This is a genomic window from Leptothoe sp. EHU-05/26/07-4, assembly GCF_043421015.1.
Classification (GTDB): domain Bacteria; phylum Cyanobacteriota; class Cyanobacteriia; order Phormidesmidales; family Phormidesmidaceae; genus Leptothoe; species Leptothoe turfae.
This window is the reverse complement of sequence record NZ_JAXSQV010000007.1, coordinates 1,116,061-1,132,712: the sequence shown is the minus strand read 5'-3', so window position 1 is coordinate 1,132,712 and position 16,652 is coordinate 1,116,061. Positions and strand designations below refer to the sequence as shown.

At 48.4% G+C, this 16,652-nt stretch carries 13 protein-coding genes and 1 tRNA gene; 5 read left to right on the top strand and 9 right to left on the bottom strand.

What is annotated here, in order from left to right:
- Positions 1 to 20: 20 nt before the first annotated feature.
- From U2F10_RS29450 to U2F10_RS29440, 3 genes are all read right to left on the bottom strand, one after another.
- The gene (locus tag U2F10_RS29450) at positions 21 to 1,865 is read right to left on the bottom strand and encodes an alpha/beta hydrolase (protein WP_499874060.1); all 1,845 of its coding nucleotides are present in this window, start codon (positions 1,863 to 1,865) and stop codon (positions 21 to 23) included.
- Positions 1,866 to 1,909: 44 nt separating this feature from the next.
- Positions 1,910 to 3,961 (bottom strand): NAD-dependent DNA ligase LigA, encoded by a 2,052-nt coding sequence (ligA, locus tag U2F10_RS29445; RefSeq protein WP_499874059.1) that lies wholly within the window; start codon positions 3,959 to 3,961, stop codon positions 1,910 to 1,912.
- A gap of 93 nt (positions 3,962 to 4,054) precedes the next feature.
- Positions 4,055 to 5,047: an alpha/beta hydrolase gene (locus U2F10_RS29440; RefSeq protein ID WP_499874057.1), complete on the bottom strand. Its 993-nt coding sequence runs from the start codon at positions 5,045 to 5,047 to the stop codon at positions 4,055 to 4,057.
- 112 nt (positions 5,048 to 5,159) lie between these two features.
- Here U2F10_RS29440 and U2F10_RS29435 point away from each other — a divergent pair, with 112 nt between their 5' ends.
- A complete protein-coding gene (locus U2F10_RS29435; RefSeq protein WP_499874055.1) occupies positions 5,160 to 6,371 on the top strand; it encodes an MFS transporter in 1,212 nt (403 codons plus the stop codon).
- A 95-nt stretch (positions 6,372 to 6,466) separates the two neighbouring features.
- On the opposite strand, the gene U2F10_RS29430 is transcribed toward U2F10_RS29435, so the two are convergent.
- Entirely contained in the window at positions 6,467 to 7,462 is a 996-nt protein-coding gene (locus tag U2F10_RS29430; RefSeq protein ID WP_499874054.1) for a hypothetical protein, read from the bottom strand.
- 669 nt (positions 7,463 to 8,131) lie between these two features.
- Here U2F10_RS29430 and chlP point away from each other — a divergent pair.
- Positions 8,132 to 9,400, top strand: a complete 1,269-nt coding sequence (gene chlP / locus U2F10_RS29425) for a geranylgeranyl reductase (RefSeq protein WP_163660555.1) — start codon at positions 8,132 to 8,134, stop codon at positions 9,398 to 9,400.
- Between the two features lie 392 nt (positions 9,401 to 9,792).
- Here the strand turns inward: chlP and rpaA are convergent, their stop codons facing one another.
- From rpaA to U2F10_RS29400, 5 genes are all read right to left on the bottom strand, one after another.
- Positions 9,793 to 10,527 (bottom strand): two component system response regulator RpaA, encoded by a 735-nt coding sequence (gene rpaA / locus U2F10_RS29420; protein ID WP_006518109.1) that lies wholly within the window; start codon positions 10,525 to 10,527, stop codon positions 9,793 to 9,795.
- Between the two features lie 319 nt (positions 10,528 to 10,846).
- Positions 10,847 to 10,918, bottom strand: a tRNA-Asn gene (locus U2F10_RS29415).
- 124 nt (positions 10,919 to 11,042) lie between these two features.
- Positions 11,043 to 11,594, bottom strand: a complete 552-nt coding sequence (locus U2F10_RS29410) for an NYN domain-containing protein (RefSeq protein WP_163660557.1) — start codon at positions 11,592 to 11,594, stop codon at positions 11,043 to 11,045.
- A gap of 92 nt (positions 11,595 to 11,686) precedes the next feature.
- Complete coding sequence (locus U2F10_RS29405) at positions 11,687 to 12,364, bottom strand: energy-coupling factor ABC transporter ATP-binding protein (protein ID WP_163660559.1); 678 nt, start codon at positions 12,362 to 12,364, stop codon at positions 11,687 to 11,689.
- Between the two features lie 105 nt (positions 12,365 to 12,469).
- Positions 12,470 to 12,742 carry a UPF0367 protein family gene (locus U2F10_RS29400; protein WP_163660561.1) on the bottom strand — a complete coding sequence of 91 codons (273 nt, stop codon included), beginning with the start codon at positions 12,740 to 12,742 and terminating at the stop codon, positions 12,470 to 12,472.
- Positions 12,743 to 13,077: 335 nt separating this feature from the next.
- On the opposite strand from U2F10_RS29400, the gene psbD reads away from it, so the two are divergent.
- The 3 genes from psbD to U2F10_RS29385 all read left to right on the top strand — a co-directional run bounded on the left by psbD (position 13,078) and on the right by U2F10_RS29385 (position 16,560).
- Entirely contained in the window at positions 13,078 to 14,136 is a 1,059-nt protein-coding gene (gene psbD / locus U2F10_RS29395) for a photosystem II D2 protein (photosystem q(a) protein) (protein WP_006518024.1), read from the top strand.
- Between the two features lie 438 nt (positions 14,137 to 14,574).
- The gene (locus tag U2F10_RS29390) at positions 14,575 to 14,856 is read left to right on the top strand and encodes a 4a-hydroxytetrahydrobiopterin dehydratase (RefSeq protein ID WP_163664764.1); all 282 of its coding nucleotides are present in this window, start codon (positions 14,575 to 14,577) and stop codon (positions 14,854 to 14,856) included.
- 315 nt (positions 14,857 to 15,171) lie between these two features.
- Positions 15,172 to 16,560, top strand: a complete 1,389-nt coding sequence (locus U2F10_RS29385) for an iron uptake porin (RefSeq protein WP_163664762.1) — start codon at positions 15,172 to 15,174, stop codon at positions 16,558 to 16,560.
- The last annotated feature ends 92 nt before the right edge of the window (positions 16,561 to 16,652 follow it).

Below are 16,652 nucleotides of genomic sequence, written 5' to 3'. Positions count from 1 at the left end.
CAGCAGCTATCCTATCAGGGCTACTGGGTAGACGGATTAGACAATACAGGCTGTGGTTCCTCTAAGATCACCTCGGTGACAGGGGGTGCTGTGGTTGCGGGGTCTGTCACGGGTGCATCCATCACGGGTACATCCGGAGGCAACGGCTCTCCCCCAGGTGATTCAATGGAGTCTGTTGCTGATCGGGGAGGCCCCCCTAATTGATCGGCCAAGGTGGGACCGGTGAGTTCTTGTACCAAGGTCAGTTGAATTGGCTCCTCATTGAGCTGAGCGATGCCGTCCGCCGTCAGTAAATCTGCATAGGTCATATCTCCACTCAGATGCTGAGTCAAAAAGGCCAGACTTGATGCCTCTAAGTAATCTTGCGCTAGCTCTGGTTCAGGACCAAGGATCTCGCTCGGCAAGTCAAAGGCTTCGCTGCCAGTTTCAGTCATGGCAATGGTAGAAAAATGGGTGCCCTGGCGCATGAGCATGAGATAACGCTCGGGCTGGGTAAGCCAGGTAAAGGGAACCAACTGTTCTTGCAAAGCAGGGGCAACGGTATCAGCTCCGCTGGCAAAAATCATGGTGGGGGTGGTGACTTGCCCCATGCTTTCTTCACCAAAAAGGACGCTGGTGATGGGGTTGATTGCGATCGCAGCCCGCACCCGACCATCCTGCAATGACAACATGGTTTCATTGGGCTCAGCTAACTGTCCTGCCTGGCACTGCAGCAATAGCGACACATTTAGCGACAGTGAACTGGGGGGACAGCTTTCCCGAAGTATTTCAAAATCAAGTGTGGCACCCGCTAACGCCAAGGCTGTATAGCCACCAAAAGACTGGCCCACTAGTCCCACTTCAGCAAAGTTGATCAAGCTACCAAATTGACTTGCCTCACGCTCTAAGTAATTAAGCAGGGCAGAAATTTGTCGTGGCCGTTCAATAAACTCTTCATTGGCCACAACATCTGCCGATTGGCCCACCAACAGCGCATTAATTTGCTCAGCATTACTGCCAGGATGTTCTACATTGACCACAACAAAGCCATGGGATGCTAAATGACGTCCCAGGTAGGCATAGGATGTACGATCATTCCCCAAACCGTGGGAAATAATCACCGTGGGACGATTGCGCTGGCGCTGACCTTGTAATGTGGGCAAATAGATATCCGCCGGAATCGGCGCATTGCCTGACAATCTTTGCCGTTCCACCTGATAGCGTCCAGGCTGTCGCGCCTGATTCGCCAAAGCCAGTAAACGCGCCTGGTCTGCTTCTGAAAGATTACCGGTAGGAGCCCCCAAACGCTCTAGTAAAGCAATGGATGCATCGGTTTCATAAATCGCTCGATTAATCTCACGCAAAAGCCCCAGGCCCCGATCTAACTCGATGCGCATTTCTGGGGATGGAAACCGACGAATCGCATTTAAGAGAGTGAGGCCTTCATCTTCATCGGAAACAGCAACTAAAATTGCTCCCCGTAAGGCACGTAGATCGCTGCGCCGGGCCTCTGTGCGAATAAAATCAGCAGCAATATTTAAGAGATACTCTCCCTGCTTCGTGTAGAAGAATCGATCGAGCAGCACCACATCTACATTGATGGTGGCAATGTCTTCTTCCACACGCCAGGTCAGGGCTTGTCTAACTTCGTCGATGTCATAGTCATCGGGTAAAAATCTTGCATAGTAGGCAAGATCGTCACTGAGCACACCGTCCTCAACCAACTGCTCCAAATCAGCCAGCTCAATGGAACGCTCAATCGGACCAAACGCAAATGTGATTCGGTCCGCCGCTTGACTAGGGATAGCCGCCACCAACACGGCTCCCATGCCCAGGGTTAGACGTTGTAGGCCCTTTATTGCAGCTGATAAGCACACTCGTTTCATGGATAACCTTGTATTCGCAGCCAGACAAAACCCCAAAAAACTAGTTATGAGGATGCCGTTTGTTGTAGCAACGTCAGCAAATCATCTTCACTCAAACGTTGAATACCCAGTTTTTCGGCCTTAGCAAGCTTTGATCCGGCATCTACACCGACCACAACATAGCTTGTTTTAGAACTTACGGATCCGGTCACTTTACCGCCACTTTCCTCAATTTTGGCCTTTGCTTCCTTACGGCTTAGAGTGGGCAAAGTGCCAGTCAGGACAAAAGTTTTTCCCATCATAGGCAGATCGGTAGGCTCGTCTGATGGTGGTGCCCCCTCTAGCTGTACCCCAATTTTTTTGTCTTTTAGTCGCGTGATCAGGCTCTTATTAGCCTCTGCCTGAAACCATTCATAAACTGAATAGGCAATTTCCGGACCAATGCCGTAAACCGACTCAATTTCTTCAGGAGGAGCCGTAGCCAATAGATCTACGGTGTAGAATTGCTTGGCTAGAAGTTGGGCGTTCACCGCGCCCACATGTCGAATCCCTAATCCAAACAGCACCCTAGCCCAGGGCTGGGATTTAGAGGCAGCGATCGCATCTACTAGATTCTGAGCGCTCTTTTGCCCCATACGTTCTAGGGACAAAAGTTCTTCCACCGTAAGCTCATACAAATCAGCAACGGAGCTAACAAGATTCTGCGCCAGAAGTTGCTGTATCCATTTTTCACCCAGACCAGCGATATCTAGGGCCTGACGACTAGCCCAATGAATCAAGTCACCTCGAACAATTGCAGGACAAGACGGATTGATACAGCGAGTTACCGCCTCATTGACTGGCCGCACCAATGTTTCACCACATTCAGGACAGTGGGTGGGTAACTGACAAAGCTGTGCTCCTTCTGGTCTTAGGTCTGACAAAACCCGCACTACCTCAGGAATAATTTCACCGGCTTTGCGAACGATCACTGTGTCGCCCTTATGCAAATTAAGCTCGGCCAGACGATCGGCATTGTGCAATGTTGCGCGGGACACAGTCGTGCCCGCTAGCTGTACAGGGGCCAACTCAGCCACCGGCGTAACGGCACCAGTCCGCCCTATCTGCACCGTCATATCCTGCAAAATCGTGGGAACTTCCTCGGCAGGGTATTTAAGAGCAATGGCCCAGCGGGGAAACTTTTGGGTGAACCCTAATCGCTCTTGTAACGCTAAGTCGTTGAGTTTCACAACTACACCATCGGTCAGATAGGGCAGCTGGGTACGGGCCTCGTCCCACTGGTCATAAAACTGGGCAACGTCTGCGGTGGTGGGGCAAAGCTTACGGTTGGGGTTGACCTTAAATCCAAGGGTCTGGAGTGCCGCCAAGGAGTCTTCTTGGGTTTGGGGTAACGTCAGCCCACCTTCGCCCTCAGGCAGTAGTAACGTATAGGCAAAAAAGTCGAGACGCCGCTGAGCCACCACCCGAGAATCTAGCTGGCGCAGTGTCCCCGCTGCAGCATTGCGGGGATTTGCAAACAGGGCTTCTCCATTAGCCTGACGATCGACGTTAATGCGATCAAAAACATCGTTGGGAATAAAGGCTTCCCCCCGAACTTCGACACGGGGGGGTGGGTTGTCAATTTGTAGCCGCAGGGGAATCGAACGAATGGTGCGAATATTTTGCGTGATGTCTTCCCCGCTGATGCCGTCGCCTCGGGTTACCCCCCGAGTCAGCAAACCCTTTTCATAGGTCAGGGCCAGAGCATTGCCATCAATCTTGAGCTCAGCAACCACAGCGGCTGAGTCTATGTCGGGGGTTTGCCGCTGCCAGCGGAGCTCCCACTGCCGATACTCGTCAATATCGAAGGCATTTTCCAAACTGTACAGTGGGATATTGTGCTCCAGGGCCGTAAACTGGCTGGCTGGCCGTTCACCCACCCTCTGGGTCGGGCTATCGGGCGTAACTAATTCTGGATACTGGATTTCTAAGTCTTGCAGTTCGCGGTAAAGGCGATCGTAAACTTCGTCAGGCAGGTCAGGTGCATCCAGAACGTAATAGGCATAGCTTGCTTTTTGAAGTTGCGATCGCAACTCCTGAGCCCGCTGCCGCCGATCCACTGGAACTGTTTCTGCCATATCTATTTAAAGTCCTGAATTAATTGAAAACCTACCCGCATAGGCCCACTGAATTCTACCCGAGGAAATCCCTAAAAACGAGATTATCGACCACTAGCTTACTGACAGCACTTTTCGCGCAAATTGTTTTAACCTAGCCACAGATGCAGACTCTTTAAACACACCCACCGCATTGTGATGAACGTTAGCTTTATACACAATGAAGTCTTTGGGGCCACGGGCTGCTTTATATAGCTTTTTACCCATATATAGCGGAATTAACGGATCGCCAGTGCTGTGGATAAACAATATGGGTATTTGCAACTGACGGACTTTTTGGATGGACTCAAAACGCTGGTGGAGAATTGCCTGCACTGGAAACCAGCGAGCATAAACGGAACGAGCCACCATTGCTGACATTGAGGTAAACGTGTTTTGCACAATAACACCCGCCAAATTGGGATGTTTACTGGCTAAGTCAATTGCGATCGCACCTCCCAAAGAATGGCCGTAGACCACTATTTCATTGGCAGCAATACCCAGCCCATCAGTGAGATAGCCTAAAGCTGCCTCAGCATCTTCGTAAAAAGAGCGTTCTGTGGGAAAACCACCTTCACTGAGGCCATAGCCCCGATACTCCGCAAGCAGCACATCAAACCCCAACTTTCGCAGCCAATGGACTTGGGTGACATGGAACCCAATATTTAGCCCTGCCCCATGGAGATAGAGCAGCGTCCCCATGCGCTGTTTAGTCTTTGGCAGCCACCAGCTGTGGAGATGTTCCGGAGAAGATTGTTTATCCTGCGCCACAGGAATCCAGACATCCTCGTAGTGAAGATTATGGGACTCCGGCGTCGTTTGCAGTGCATGGGTAGGGCGATAGAGTAGTCTTGGTTGCTGAGTCCAAAGCAAAATAAAGACAGTTATATAGCCCATCACTCCCAACAGCGCCCCCCGTTTGCATAACGCCCCCCACCGTCGCCGAAAGTGACGATGGCAGATGAGTTTGATGACAATGAATGTAACGATGGGAGGTAGCCAAATATGGTTAGTGCTGTTGATCAAGGACAACAACTGTGAAATCAGCGTGATGAAATAGATGACCATTCAGGAATGAAAGCGGCTGGCTTTACATGTCTTTCTACATAGATAGCAGCTATGCAAGCAGTCTTGTGACCATCAGTTGTATAAGTCAGAATTGCCCCCCTTTAAACCAGTAGTGACGCTTTTTCCTAACCTTGATATCCGCCTCTGGATTTTGGCTGCTGGTCGATTACTCTCTCAGCTGGGCATTGGGTTTACCCTGTTTTACGCGCCGCTGTTTTTTGCTGACGATGTGGGCCTATCAGCCACCGCCATTGGCCTGGGGCTAGGCAGCCAGTCCCTATCAGGCATGATCGGCCGCTTTGCTGGGGGCTCCATGGCAGATTCTCCTCAATGGGGCAGACGACGCACCTTATTGATATCGGCAGCTATCTCGGCTGTGGCCGATGGCTGCTTTGTGATCACCCACGACTTTATCGGCTTTGTCATTGCCAATTTACTGATGGGGTTGGGGGTAGGACTATACTGGCCTGCCACCGAAGCTGTCGTCGCAGATTTGACCACTGAAAACAATCGAAACGAAGCGTTTGCCATTGTGCGCTTGGCAGATAGCCTGGGGTTAAGTGCGGGTGTGGTCATCGGTGGCGCTATGATTGCCGCTTTTCAGGCCTACCGCTTGTTGTTTGCCCTAGACGGCATCACCTTTATCGTGTTTTATGCCGTCATCGCAATTGCCATTTCGGAAACCCTGAACACAAAAACTACTGGGGGCAATTTTTGGCAGGGGTGGCAGGTAGCTATTCGCGATCGCACCCTCCAAATCTATGTCGTCGTCAATTGCCTATTCACCCTCTACCTCTCTCAATCCCAAAGCACCCTACCCCTCTATCTCAATCGCTTTACCGGCCTTGATAACCACGCAGCGGTCGGTGGTATTTTCACCTGGGCCATTGTGCTCACCGCCCTTTGCCAACTGCCCATGGTTCGTTGGCTCAAACGGTTTACTCAGCCCCATGCCCTGATGATTGCCTTAGGATTTTGGGTAGTCACCTTTTTCAGCACCTGGTTAGTCGGTCAGCAGCTAATTACACCATCAATCTTTGTCGTCATAGGTCTAACGGCGATGGCGCTTGGCACCGTAGCCTACACCCCAATTGCCTCAGCCCTGGTAGTGGGCATTGCCCCCAATGCCCTACGCGGGGTCTACTTATCAGTGAACTCCATGTGTTGGGCCGTTGGTTATTTAATTGGTCCCCCCTTAGGCGGCTGGGCCTTAGACCATGCCATGGCCCATCAATTTTGGCTGTGGTTAATGTTCAGTACCCTAGGCGGCATCATAATTTTGCGCACGCTGCAACTACAGATGCAGCCACAAAACTCTCACTAATCTTTATCTCACCAATCGTTAACCGCCTAGCCCTAGAAATTTCGGAACCAACCCTACTCCCCAAGCACTAAGACCTATTCCCCATCTAACGAACACTAAATCATGTCAGGAAACACCTCAGGCGAAAACATCTGCCATAGCGCCTGATGATAAGGCTCATAATGCTTCACCCGGGACTGTTCTACATACTGTTCAAACTCTTGACCCATCAAATGGAGCATGTGTCTCACCAGCTCCCAATTTACCTTGAGCGTCGGATAGAGCATGACACACAGTGGAAAAAGCTCCTGCTGGATCGCCGACAGACTTTGTTCTAAGACACAGGTCCATAGATAAATCTGAAACATCTCCGTGTCACGGACACTAGAAACACGCACAACGTCACTGTCTAAACGATCTGTGTAGCACTGATAGTTGGGATAAATCGTATTAACACGATCGACCACATTATTTGCGATTACAGTGCTATGGGGCAAAAGCGTTTGCACAACCTTTAAACGCTCATCATCATAGGCATACCTAGCGGCAGCAGCATAGGCACGCTGCAACGGCATATATAAGTGATCATCAATCACCTTAAAGTAAGCGGCCAGTATGCCTTGTTCAGACTCAGGAGCAGACTCTATCAGCATTTGACCACAGTGGTGAAACTGCATACTCACAAACCCAATCAACCTTGGGTCCCCAGACGTATAGCGCTTACGAATAACGCCTAAACCCGACGCAATCTTGACCGATAACTGCTGAGGAGGAATATGCTTGCCGTAAGCGGCTAACGCCTTGGCATAAACTCGATGCACATCACCAGCAACACTCCACGGGTCAATCAAATTGGCATTTATGCGATGGCGTTTTACCTCATGGGCAAGGAAAGATTCAGTCAAATTCCATGCTTTTGCACTAGCAGAACGGAGTTCCGAGGTCAAGTGCTCAACAACTGCTGTACGAGACTGGGGATTCGACTCCTGTAGAGTCCCTTCATAGGTTTCAATAGCAATGACATATCGCTTAGCCCAAAGCCGAGCCAATTGGACTGGGCTAGCCTTAGCAAGTGGCTCATCGATCGCCTGCCTTTTATTGGGTTGACGCATTTTTTTTTGAAAAACCCTGTAGATTTTGGTTAGTAAATATCAGCAATGGGCGAAATTCGACCACCTATTTGCCCCCTAATGGCCATCAAAGAAGCAAGACTTTCTAAAAAAAGAGCATCCCCATGAATCACAATCATTGAATTCGATAAATCAGTATTGATATCTAGAATTCTTGTCGATTTTTATACTTATCTATAAATATAAGTAAGTTCTCATAATTTAGAAACGGTGTTTTCTACGCAAATTTGCGGAAGAACCTTGCAATTAAGAAATCTAAGGACTTTCACTAGACGAAATGAAGCGATTAAAAGTGAAATCTCTATTTGTCAAGGTTGGATTTTAGAACACAAACTCTCCCCCATTAATTGATGGCTGAACTGACTAATTGGATGAAGAGAAACGTGTAGAAAAAGATGATTTTTTCAATAGTGATTGCTGACAGGACAACTAGATTTTGTTGTCACCTGCAACACAACAATCTTGTGAGATCTGCACAACACGCTCAATCTGTATCTTTAAGAACACTTACCTCACTCGCAATCTATGGTTGCTATGGGCATGTCTCAAATCGTGTTTCATTTTTGTTACATCTACGAGAGTGAGCCAGTTCCGCTCAAATCTGCGTGATAGCATACACACCATAGCTTTTAATCGATTTGGAGAAAAACCTTGGCACTTCGGGTTGCGGTTGTTGGAGGCGGTCCAGCAGGTTCTTCTGCTGCTGAGACACTAGTAAAAGCAGGTATTGAAACCTATCTATTTGAGCGCAAGTTAGACAACGCAAAGCCCTGCGGTGGCGCGATTCCCCTTTGCATGGTGGATGAGTTTGACTTACCCCCTGAAATCATCGATCGTCGCGTACGTAAGATGAAGATGATTTCTCCTTCAAATATTGAAGTTAATATCGGTAGCACCCTCAAGGATGACGAGTATATTGGCATGTGCCGTCGTGAGGTGCTTGATGGGTTCCTGCGTGGGCGGGCTGAGAAGCTTGGCACCAAGGTGATAAATGGCACCGTGCACAAGTTGGAACTTCCTTCTAACGATACGGATCCTTACACTCTTCACTACGCTGATCATTCCAACGGCACACTCCAAGGGGATGCCAAGACTTTACAGGTAGATATGGTGATTGGTGCTGACGGTGCCAATTCCCGTGTTGCTCGTGCGATTGATGCCGGTGACTATAACTATGCGATCGCATTCCAAGAGCGCATTCGCATCCCTGACGACAAAATGGCTTACTACGAAGAGTTAGCAGAAATGTATGTCGGTGATGACGTTTCCCCTGACTTCTACGCGTGGGTTTTCCCTAAGTACGATCACGTGGCTGTCGGTACTGGTACCATGCGGGTTAATCAGGCCAAAATTAAGCAACTACAAAAGGGCATTCGTGAGCGTGCAGCTAAGCGGCTTGAAGGTGGCGAAATCCTGAAGGTAGAAGCTCATCCTATTCCTGAGCATCCCAGACCTCGCCGAGTTGTTGGTCGTGTTGCACTTGTGGGTGATGCTGCTGGCACCGTAACCAAGTCTTCTGGTGAGGGCATTTATTTTGCCGCTAAATCTGGTCGCATGTGTGCTGAGACTATTGTTGAACTATCCAACAGTGGTGAGCGAGCTCTAACTGAAGCTGAACTCAAGACTTACATCAAGCGTTGGGACAAGCAGTATGGCGTCACCTACCTGGTACTGGATATTCTGCAGCGCGTCTTCTACCGCTCCGATGCTACTCGCGAAGCATTTGTAGAGATGTGTGCTGACATTGATGTTCAGAAACTTACCTTTGACAGCTATCTGTACAAAACTGTTGTACCTGCTAATCCCATTACTCAAATGAAGATTACTGCCAAAACTATCGGCAGTCTAATTCGTGGTAATGCCTTAGCGCCCGCTGAGTACTCTCCAGTAGAAGCGATTACGCAAGCGATTACTAAGTAGCCACATAATCAACTCACAGCAGGCATATATCTGATCTGCTAGCTCTTCCAGAGAACTATTAATAGAGCCTACGGTAGAACTCATTTCTACCGTAGGCTCTATATTTTTTCTAGAAAAACAACATTCACGGCTTTACATTCGCCCTACAGTTAAGTTCCCGCAGACTTGCTATTCTTCGCTGCACTGAAAAGTTCTCATCTCAAAAACCAAGCACCAGGAACCAAGAGCCAAACCCGACTACCCATCAAAAAAGGGAGGCCTAAAAAGGCCTCCCTTCAATGCTTTTTTAATGCTTTTTGACGGTGCTGTCGCTTTATTCCTCCAGATGCACAGCAGCAGATAAAACGTAAACACTAAAACATATTCTCCCAATGTTCACTGATTGATACACCCTAGCTTGCCGCGCGGTTCGCAAATGCCTGATCATCCTGAGGTAGCTCCAGACAATAGCCAGCACCATAAACAGTTTTAATAAACTTAGGATGGCGTGGGTCCGGCTCTAACTTAGTTCGCAGGTGGCGAATATGTACGCGGATGGTTTCAATATCATCGTTCGGGTCATATCCCCAAACTTCCTTCAAAATTTCACTAGGAGCAACTGTCTGTCCATGACGCTGCAAAAGACAGTGCAACAGTTCAAATTCTAAGTGTGTCAGCTTCACAGTGCGCTCAAACCAGATAGCTTCAAAACGCTCAGGCACCAACGTTAGTGGGCCATAGCTCAGAATTTCACTATGTTTAGCAGCCTGAGGGATACGGTCAGTACGCCGTAGCAGCGCTCTGACACGAGCCAACATTTCCTCTAATTCAAAAGGCTTTGTCAAGTAATCATCAGCACCAGCATTGAATCCGTCAACCTTATCTTGGGTTTGCCCCAAGGCCGTTAACATCAACACTGGAATATCTGCTGTTCGCTCATCACGGCGAACACGTTGGCAAACGGTAAGGCCGTCCACCTTAGGCAACATCAAATCAAGCATGATCAGATCTGGCAGGAGTTGCACAGCTAGCGCTTGGCCCCTCACACCATCCTCGGCCTGACTGACATCATATCCAGCCATTTCTAGATTAACTGCCACCAGTTCTGAAATAGCGGGATCATCATCGATGACAAGTATACGAGGCATCTTAAAGACAGAGAGTTTGTTATTCGGAATTTCTAGAAACCTCTTAGGTTTCCAATTCGCTCCCCATAGAAATAAATAAATTTATAGTGGGAGACAAATTTTATCCCAAATATATACTATCTCTACAATCAGTTAAGCGAATGATACCTTAAGGTTTAATTCACGTTACTCGCCCTTACACCATCAGCAATGGCGGGACAATGTTGACCAACTCCCACGGCAGCACCCCTCTACCAGCAAGCAGTACAGGGATTCCATAGGAATTCTCAAAACAGCACAGCCATCTTGAAGAAATCACACAAACTATACAGGTTATAAACTCCCCAGGTAGGATTCGAACCTACGACCAATCGATTAACAGTCGACCGCTCTACCACTGAGCTACTGAGGATCGTTTAGCTTTAATAATATAGGCAATTGTGTAGCCGTTACGCAAGGGCATTTTTAATTTTTCCTAGAAAAACCTGCATGCCTCTAGAAAGACATCAGGTAAAACAGTCCTATTTAGGTTCTTTTCAGTCCATAAGCTTTGAGCGAAGCTTGGCCAATTTTGCCTGAGTCTCTGGATTAAGGGATTTTGAAAGAAAGCGCTGTTTAGAGTGTTTTTTCGGCTTTTGACGGTGTTTTACTTTTTGTACAGAAAGATCCACATCTGCATTTAATTGGGCAGCTGACATCCATTCAGCCCCGTAGCCCACTACGGTTAATTGCTGAGCACGATCAGATGTCGCCACAATCAAGCGTTTTTCAAATTTACGAATATCGTCACGAAATTTGGCACAGGATATTTCTATATAACTATCAGCCGTCTGGCCAAAACTGGTGTAATGAATGGCCAAATGCTGAGTAAACTTTTCGATGCGATGGGACTGACGCTGGCCATACGCATCAAAAACTAACAAGGTTTCAAACCCTCTATAGGCACTATAGTTGGCCAACGTTTCAGCAAGGCTTGTACGGGCCACCCCCAGCCCCTGAAAATCTCTCAGTTCTGTTAGCTCAGGCCACGCACCGATAACGTTATACCCGTCGACTAATAAAATTGCCTGGGAGGTAGAACCTTTCATCTGCGGTTGCCTGGATAACGTATAAGCTCAGTCTATGATTCCTCTAGCTTAACGTTCGCTATCTACGTAACAACAAGCCTGAAGGATTTTTCTCAGGTTAAATGAAGATTTTGCAAGGCTTGTTTTACCTGTTCGGGCGCACCTTGGGTGGCTACATGGCCTTGTTCTAGCAAAATTGCGCGATCGCAATAATCTAATTCCACCAGTCGGTGAGTTACCCAAAGTGCCGTAATCCCCTGCTGTTTCACTAGATCACGCACTTGGGCAACCAACTCAAGCTGACTATCTGGGTCGAGGAGGGCAGTGGGTTCATCAAATAGAAGCACTCGACAGTGTTGGGCTAGAGCCCCCGCGATCGCAACTCGCTGCTTTTGCCCACCACTCAATGCATAAATGGGACGCCGCTTGAGATGCAGCAAATTAACCATCATGAGTGCTTCATCTACTCGCTGACGCACCGCTTCGTAGGGCATATCCTCATCCACAAGGCCAAAGGCAACATCAGCTCCGACCGTGGGCATTACCAGCTGATGATCGGGGTTTTGAAAAACAAACCCCACTGGCTTTTGTAAATAGATTGAGCCTTGAGGTGAATCTAATAGACCCGCCAACAACCTTAATAATGTCGATTTTCCACTGCCATTAGTCCCGAGAAGCATACAGAACTCACCTCGCTTCACTTGCAGTGAGCATCCGGCAAGGACTGAAGCTCCTGATTCCCAACTGAAATGCAAATCGTCAATTGCGATCGCACAGGACTTGTCAATCATCAAAAATCAAAACATCTAATAGTGTTAGCTGCACCGCACCCAATAGCATCTGCCATTTACCCCTACTTGTCTCTACGCATCAAGACAAAACTCGCAGGAAAGGAATTATTCATTAGCCATTGAAAAGAATCCAGCTGATTTACCTGAAGAAGAAGTACCACCAGACTTTTCATAAACCTGTACCGCAGCCAGTTCACTCACTAAAACTGAAAGCTTTTTGCCCTCTTGCTTATCACAGGCCAACTCAAGAATGACCGGTTGGCCTGTCTTGAGAGCATTCAGAGCAATTGCATAAGCCTCATCTGCAGCCTCCTTAGTCTTCTTTTGGACTGACATCGGTAGGGCCGTATGCTTCATTGAAAGTTCAACTATATACATGAGCGAAAAATATCTTTACTGAGGAGTCCGGTCTCTAGTATGTCAAAAATGGCCGACAAGTACGGCACCGATAATTGAGCGCGCGCAGCAGATCGCCGAACCAAATCTTAAGAGAAAATACCACTTTCAAAAATGACAGTGGCCTTTCAGAAAGATACCTCTATAATGAGAAAAATAGTAAAGATAAGTAAATTTCTACTCATAAAGTCGACCGAATACCCAAGGCATTATTCCGCAGTGCGGATTTACATTTTTTATTTTCGTGCCCTCGTTCGCCTCAGTAGCAAAATACCTATCTTTACTGCTTTGGAAAAAATCACACTAGAGGGTTTGAGATGACCATTGCAATGGGCCGTGCTGGAGCCGATCGAGGCGTCTTCGACGTCGTCGATGACTGGCTCAAGCGCGATAGATTTGTCTTTGTTGGTTGGTCCGGTTTGCTGCTGTTCCCCTGTGCCTTCTTGGCCATTGGCGGCTGGCTCACTGGTACCACCTTTGTTACGTCCTGGTACACCCATGGACTCGCATCTTCCTATTTGGAAGGTGCCAACTTCCTGACAGTTGCTGTCTCCTCCCCCGCTGACAGCATGGGCCACTCCCTGCTCTTGTTGTGGGGACCCGAGGCGCAAGGTGACTTCGTTCGCTGGTGTCAAATCGGCGGACTCTGGGCCTTCGTCGCTCTCCATGGAGCCTTCGCTCTGATTGGCTTCATGCTCCGGCAGTTTGAAGTCGCTCGACTCGTCGGGCTACGTCCTTACAACGCGATTGCGTTCTCAGCTCCCATCGCTGTCTTCGTCTCCGTGTTCTTGATGTACCCCCTCGGCCAGTCCAGCTGGTTCTTTGCTCCCAGCTTCGGTGTGGCCGCTATCTTCCGCTTCTTGCTCTTCTTGCAAGGCTTCCACAACTGGACCCTCAACCCCTTCCACATGATGGGCGTTGCCGGCGTCCTCGGGGGCGCACTCCTCTGTGCCATCCACGGGGCCACCGTGGAAAACACCCTCTTTGAAGATGGCGAAGGGGCCAACACCTTCCGCGCCTTCGAACCCACTCAGGCGGAAGAAACCTACTCCATGGTGACGGCGAACCGCTTCTGGTCTCAGATTTTCGGCATCGCTTTCTCCAACAAGCGTTGGTTGCACTTCTTCATGCTATTCGTCCCCGTCACCGGTCTCTGGATGAGTGCCGTCGGCATCGTCGGTCTCGCCTTGAACCTCCGCGCCTACGACTTTGTCTCCCAGGAAACCCGCGCCGCGGAAGACCCTGAATTCGAAACGTTCTACACCAAGAACATCTTGCTTAACGAAGGTATTCGTGCGTGGATGGCTCCTCAGGACCAGCCCCACGAGAAGTTTGTATTCCCCGAAGAGGTACTGCCACGTGGTAACGCTCTATAAGAGCTTGGAGTATTGAATAAAAAAGGTCTCAATCTATCAAGTTGGGGGCTTTTTTATTCGCTGTCTAGCGTTTATCCCTTTCCCCTAAGACCTGTGCTATATTTCAACAAGCACTAAGTGCTCCTGGTACTAAAACCGTTTAGGGATAAGGAGGTGATGCCCATGAGTGAAAGTAGTTGTAAATGCATGGGTCTTCAGGTTGACGTGAGCCGGCTGTGTGCCGGGGCTGTTCTCTAGAATTAGCTTCATCTTTGAAACTGATGCGCTAGGGTTCCTTCCGGCAGTCTGGTTTCAACCTAAGACCCCACTAGACCGCTCCTATCTTGAAGTTGCTTCGGCACTTCCCTGATAGGAGCGGATAGTTTTTTAAAGGCACTTAACTTATATGATTTGCACTTAATATTATTTTTAGTAAAGTGCCATCATCGTGCCCTATATATGCCCACACTCCTCAGCTCTACAGAAATCCAGACTCGCCTCACCACATTGCCCGACTGGACCCTTGAAGACACTTCAATCCAAATGATTTTGACCTTCAAGAACTTTATTGAAGCAATTGCCTATATCAATAAAGTAGTTGAACCAGCTGAGGCAGCTGGCCATCATCCTGACATTTCAATTTCCTATAATCGAGTGATCATTAGCCTCACCACTCACGATGCAGGGGGCCTGACTCAGCAAGATTTTAATTTGGCTCAGACGCTATCCCAACTGGCATAGATCAGACGCTATCCCAACTGGCATGGCCAGACACTCTCCCAACTGGCATAAGAAATCTTCCTCTGAAGAAAAATCTGGACTAGGGTGTCTAGAGTTAGCTATCAACCAACTTATCAGTTGGTAAAAAGGTAGTCTACGTAGCTAGCTCTTCCTAAAGAGATCTGCTAGCATTAGCCTTAGGTAATTACAGAGCATAAGCGAATTGTCTTAGGGCAAGGTTGCATAGGTTCTGTAATTCAGGCAAGATAAATCAATGTGGCTCAGCTATTTTGCTGACCGCTCATTTTCTTCCTAGGTGTGAGGAGAACTAAAATAATGTCTAATCTGTGGAAAGCCTTATTGGCTAGCCCATTTGTACTGGGTACTGCTCTTTCCAGTTCCGGTTTTGCTGCTGAGACTGTTAGCGTTGACGCATTAAGCAACTCTGACTCCATTCAACTAGCTCAGGTTACTAGCGTTTCCGAGCTTTCTGACGTTCTTCCTTCTGACTGGGCCTACACTGCACTGCAGCGCCTAGTAGAAGAGTATGGTTGTCTTGAGGGTTATCCCGACCGTTCTTACCGTGGTAACCGCGCAATGACTCGCTATGAGTTCGCTGCTGGCTTAAACGCTTGCTTGGACGTAATCGTTCAGCTAATTGACGGTGTTGATGAAACTGAGCTTGACACCATTCGTCGCCTACAGGAAGAGTTTGCTGCCGAGCTAGCTACTATCCGTGGTCGCGTTGATACTTTAGAAGCTGATGTAGCTGAGCTAGAAGCTAACCAATTCTCTACTACTACCAAATTGAAAGGTCAGTTGGACGCTCACTTGGTAGTACCTTTCGATGCTCCTAACGACGAAGACGAGACTACTTTTGAGTATCGTGCTCGTTTGAACTTTGACACTAGCTTCACTGGCGAAGACCGTTTACGTATTCGTTTCCAGGCTAGTGACCGTGGTGGTGAAGGTACTAGCTCCTTGGGTCAGGCTGCAGGCGGTCTAGCCAGCCAAAGTGGTCCTGACGATGATCAGGATGACATCAGCTTGGATGATGTTTACTACTCCTTCCCCATCGGCAGCCGTGTTTCTGCAATCATCTCCGCTAACAGCACTGTTTCTGATGATTTTGTAACCAGCACTATCGTTCCTTTCGATGGTCCTAGCGTTGCTGACTACGGTGGTCCTCAGTTCTATGACCAGCTTGGTGTAGGTGGCGAATCCCTTGGTGTTGGCTTCAACATTGCCTTCACTGACAACATCATTCTTGATGCTGGTTATGCAACTGGCCGCGGTCAGGATGCAGACAAGGGTGTCTTCGACGAGTATGAATACATTGTTCAGTTGAACTACTTAAGCGATGGCTTGATTGATGCTGCCATCGTCTACATGGATGGTGAAACTGGCGATGGTAACGGTGAAGAAGAAATTATCGCAGGTCTTCTAAATCTTGACTTTGGCGGGTTCGAAATCGGCGGTTACTTCGCTGACCAAGATGGTGATGAGAGCTGGCAGGCTGGTGTTGCCTTTGGTGATTTCCTAGGTACTGGTAATGCCGCTGGTGTCTACTACTCTGAAGACTTCGATGATAACGAAGTAGCTGAGGCTTACTACTCTGTTCAAGTCAACAAGTACTGGACTCTGACTCCTGCTGTAATTTACGGTGAGCTTGATGGTGATGATGACAGCCTTTACGGTGCCATCCGTTCTACCTTCAGCTTCTAAGTTTGATAACCTAGTTATCTAATGAAAAGGCTCCGCAGAAGCGGAGCCTTTTTGCTTTTTTACAATGCATAGATGTTCAAAACAGGTAGCTT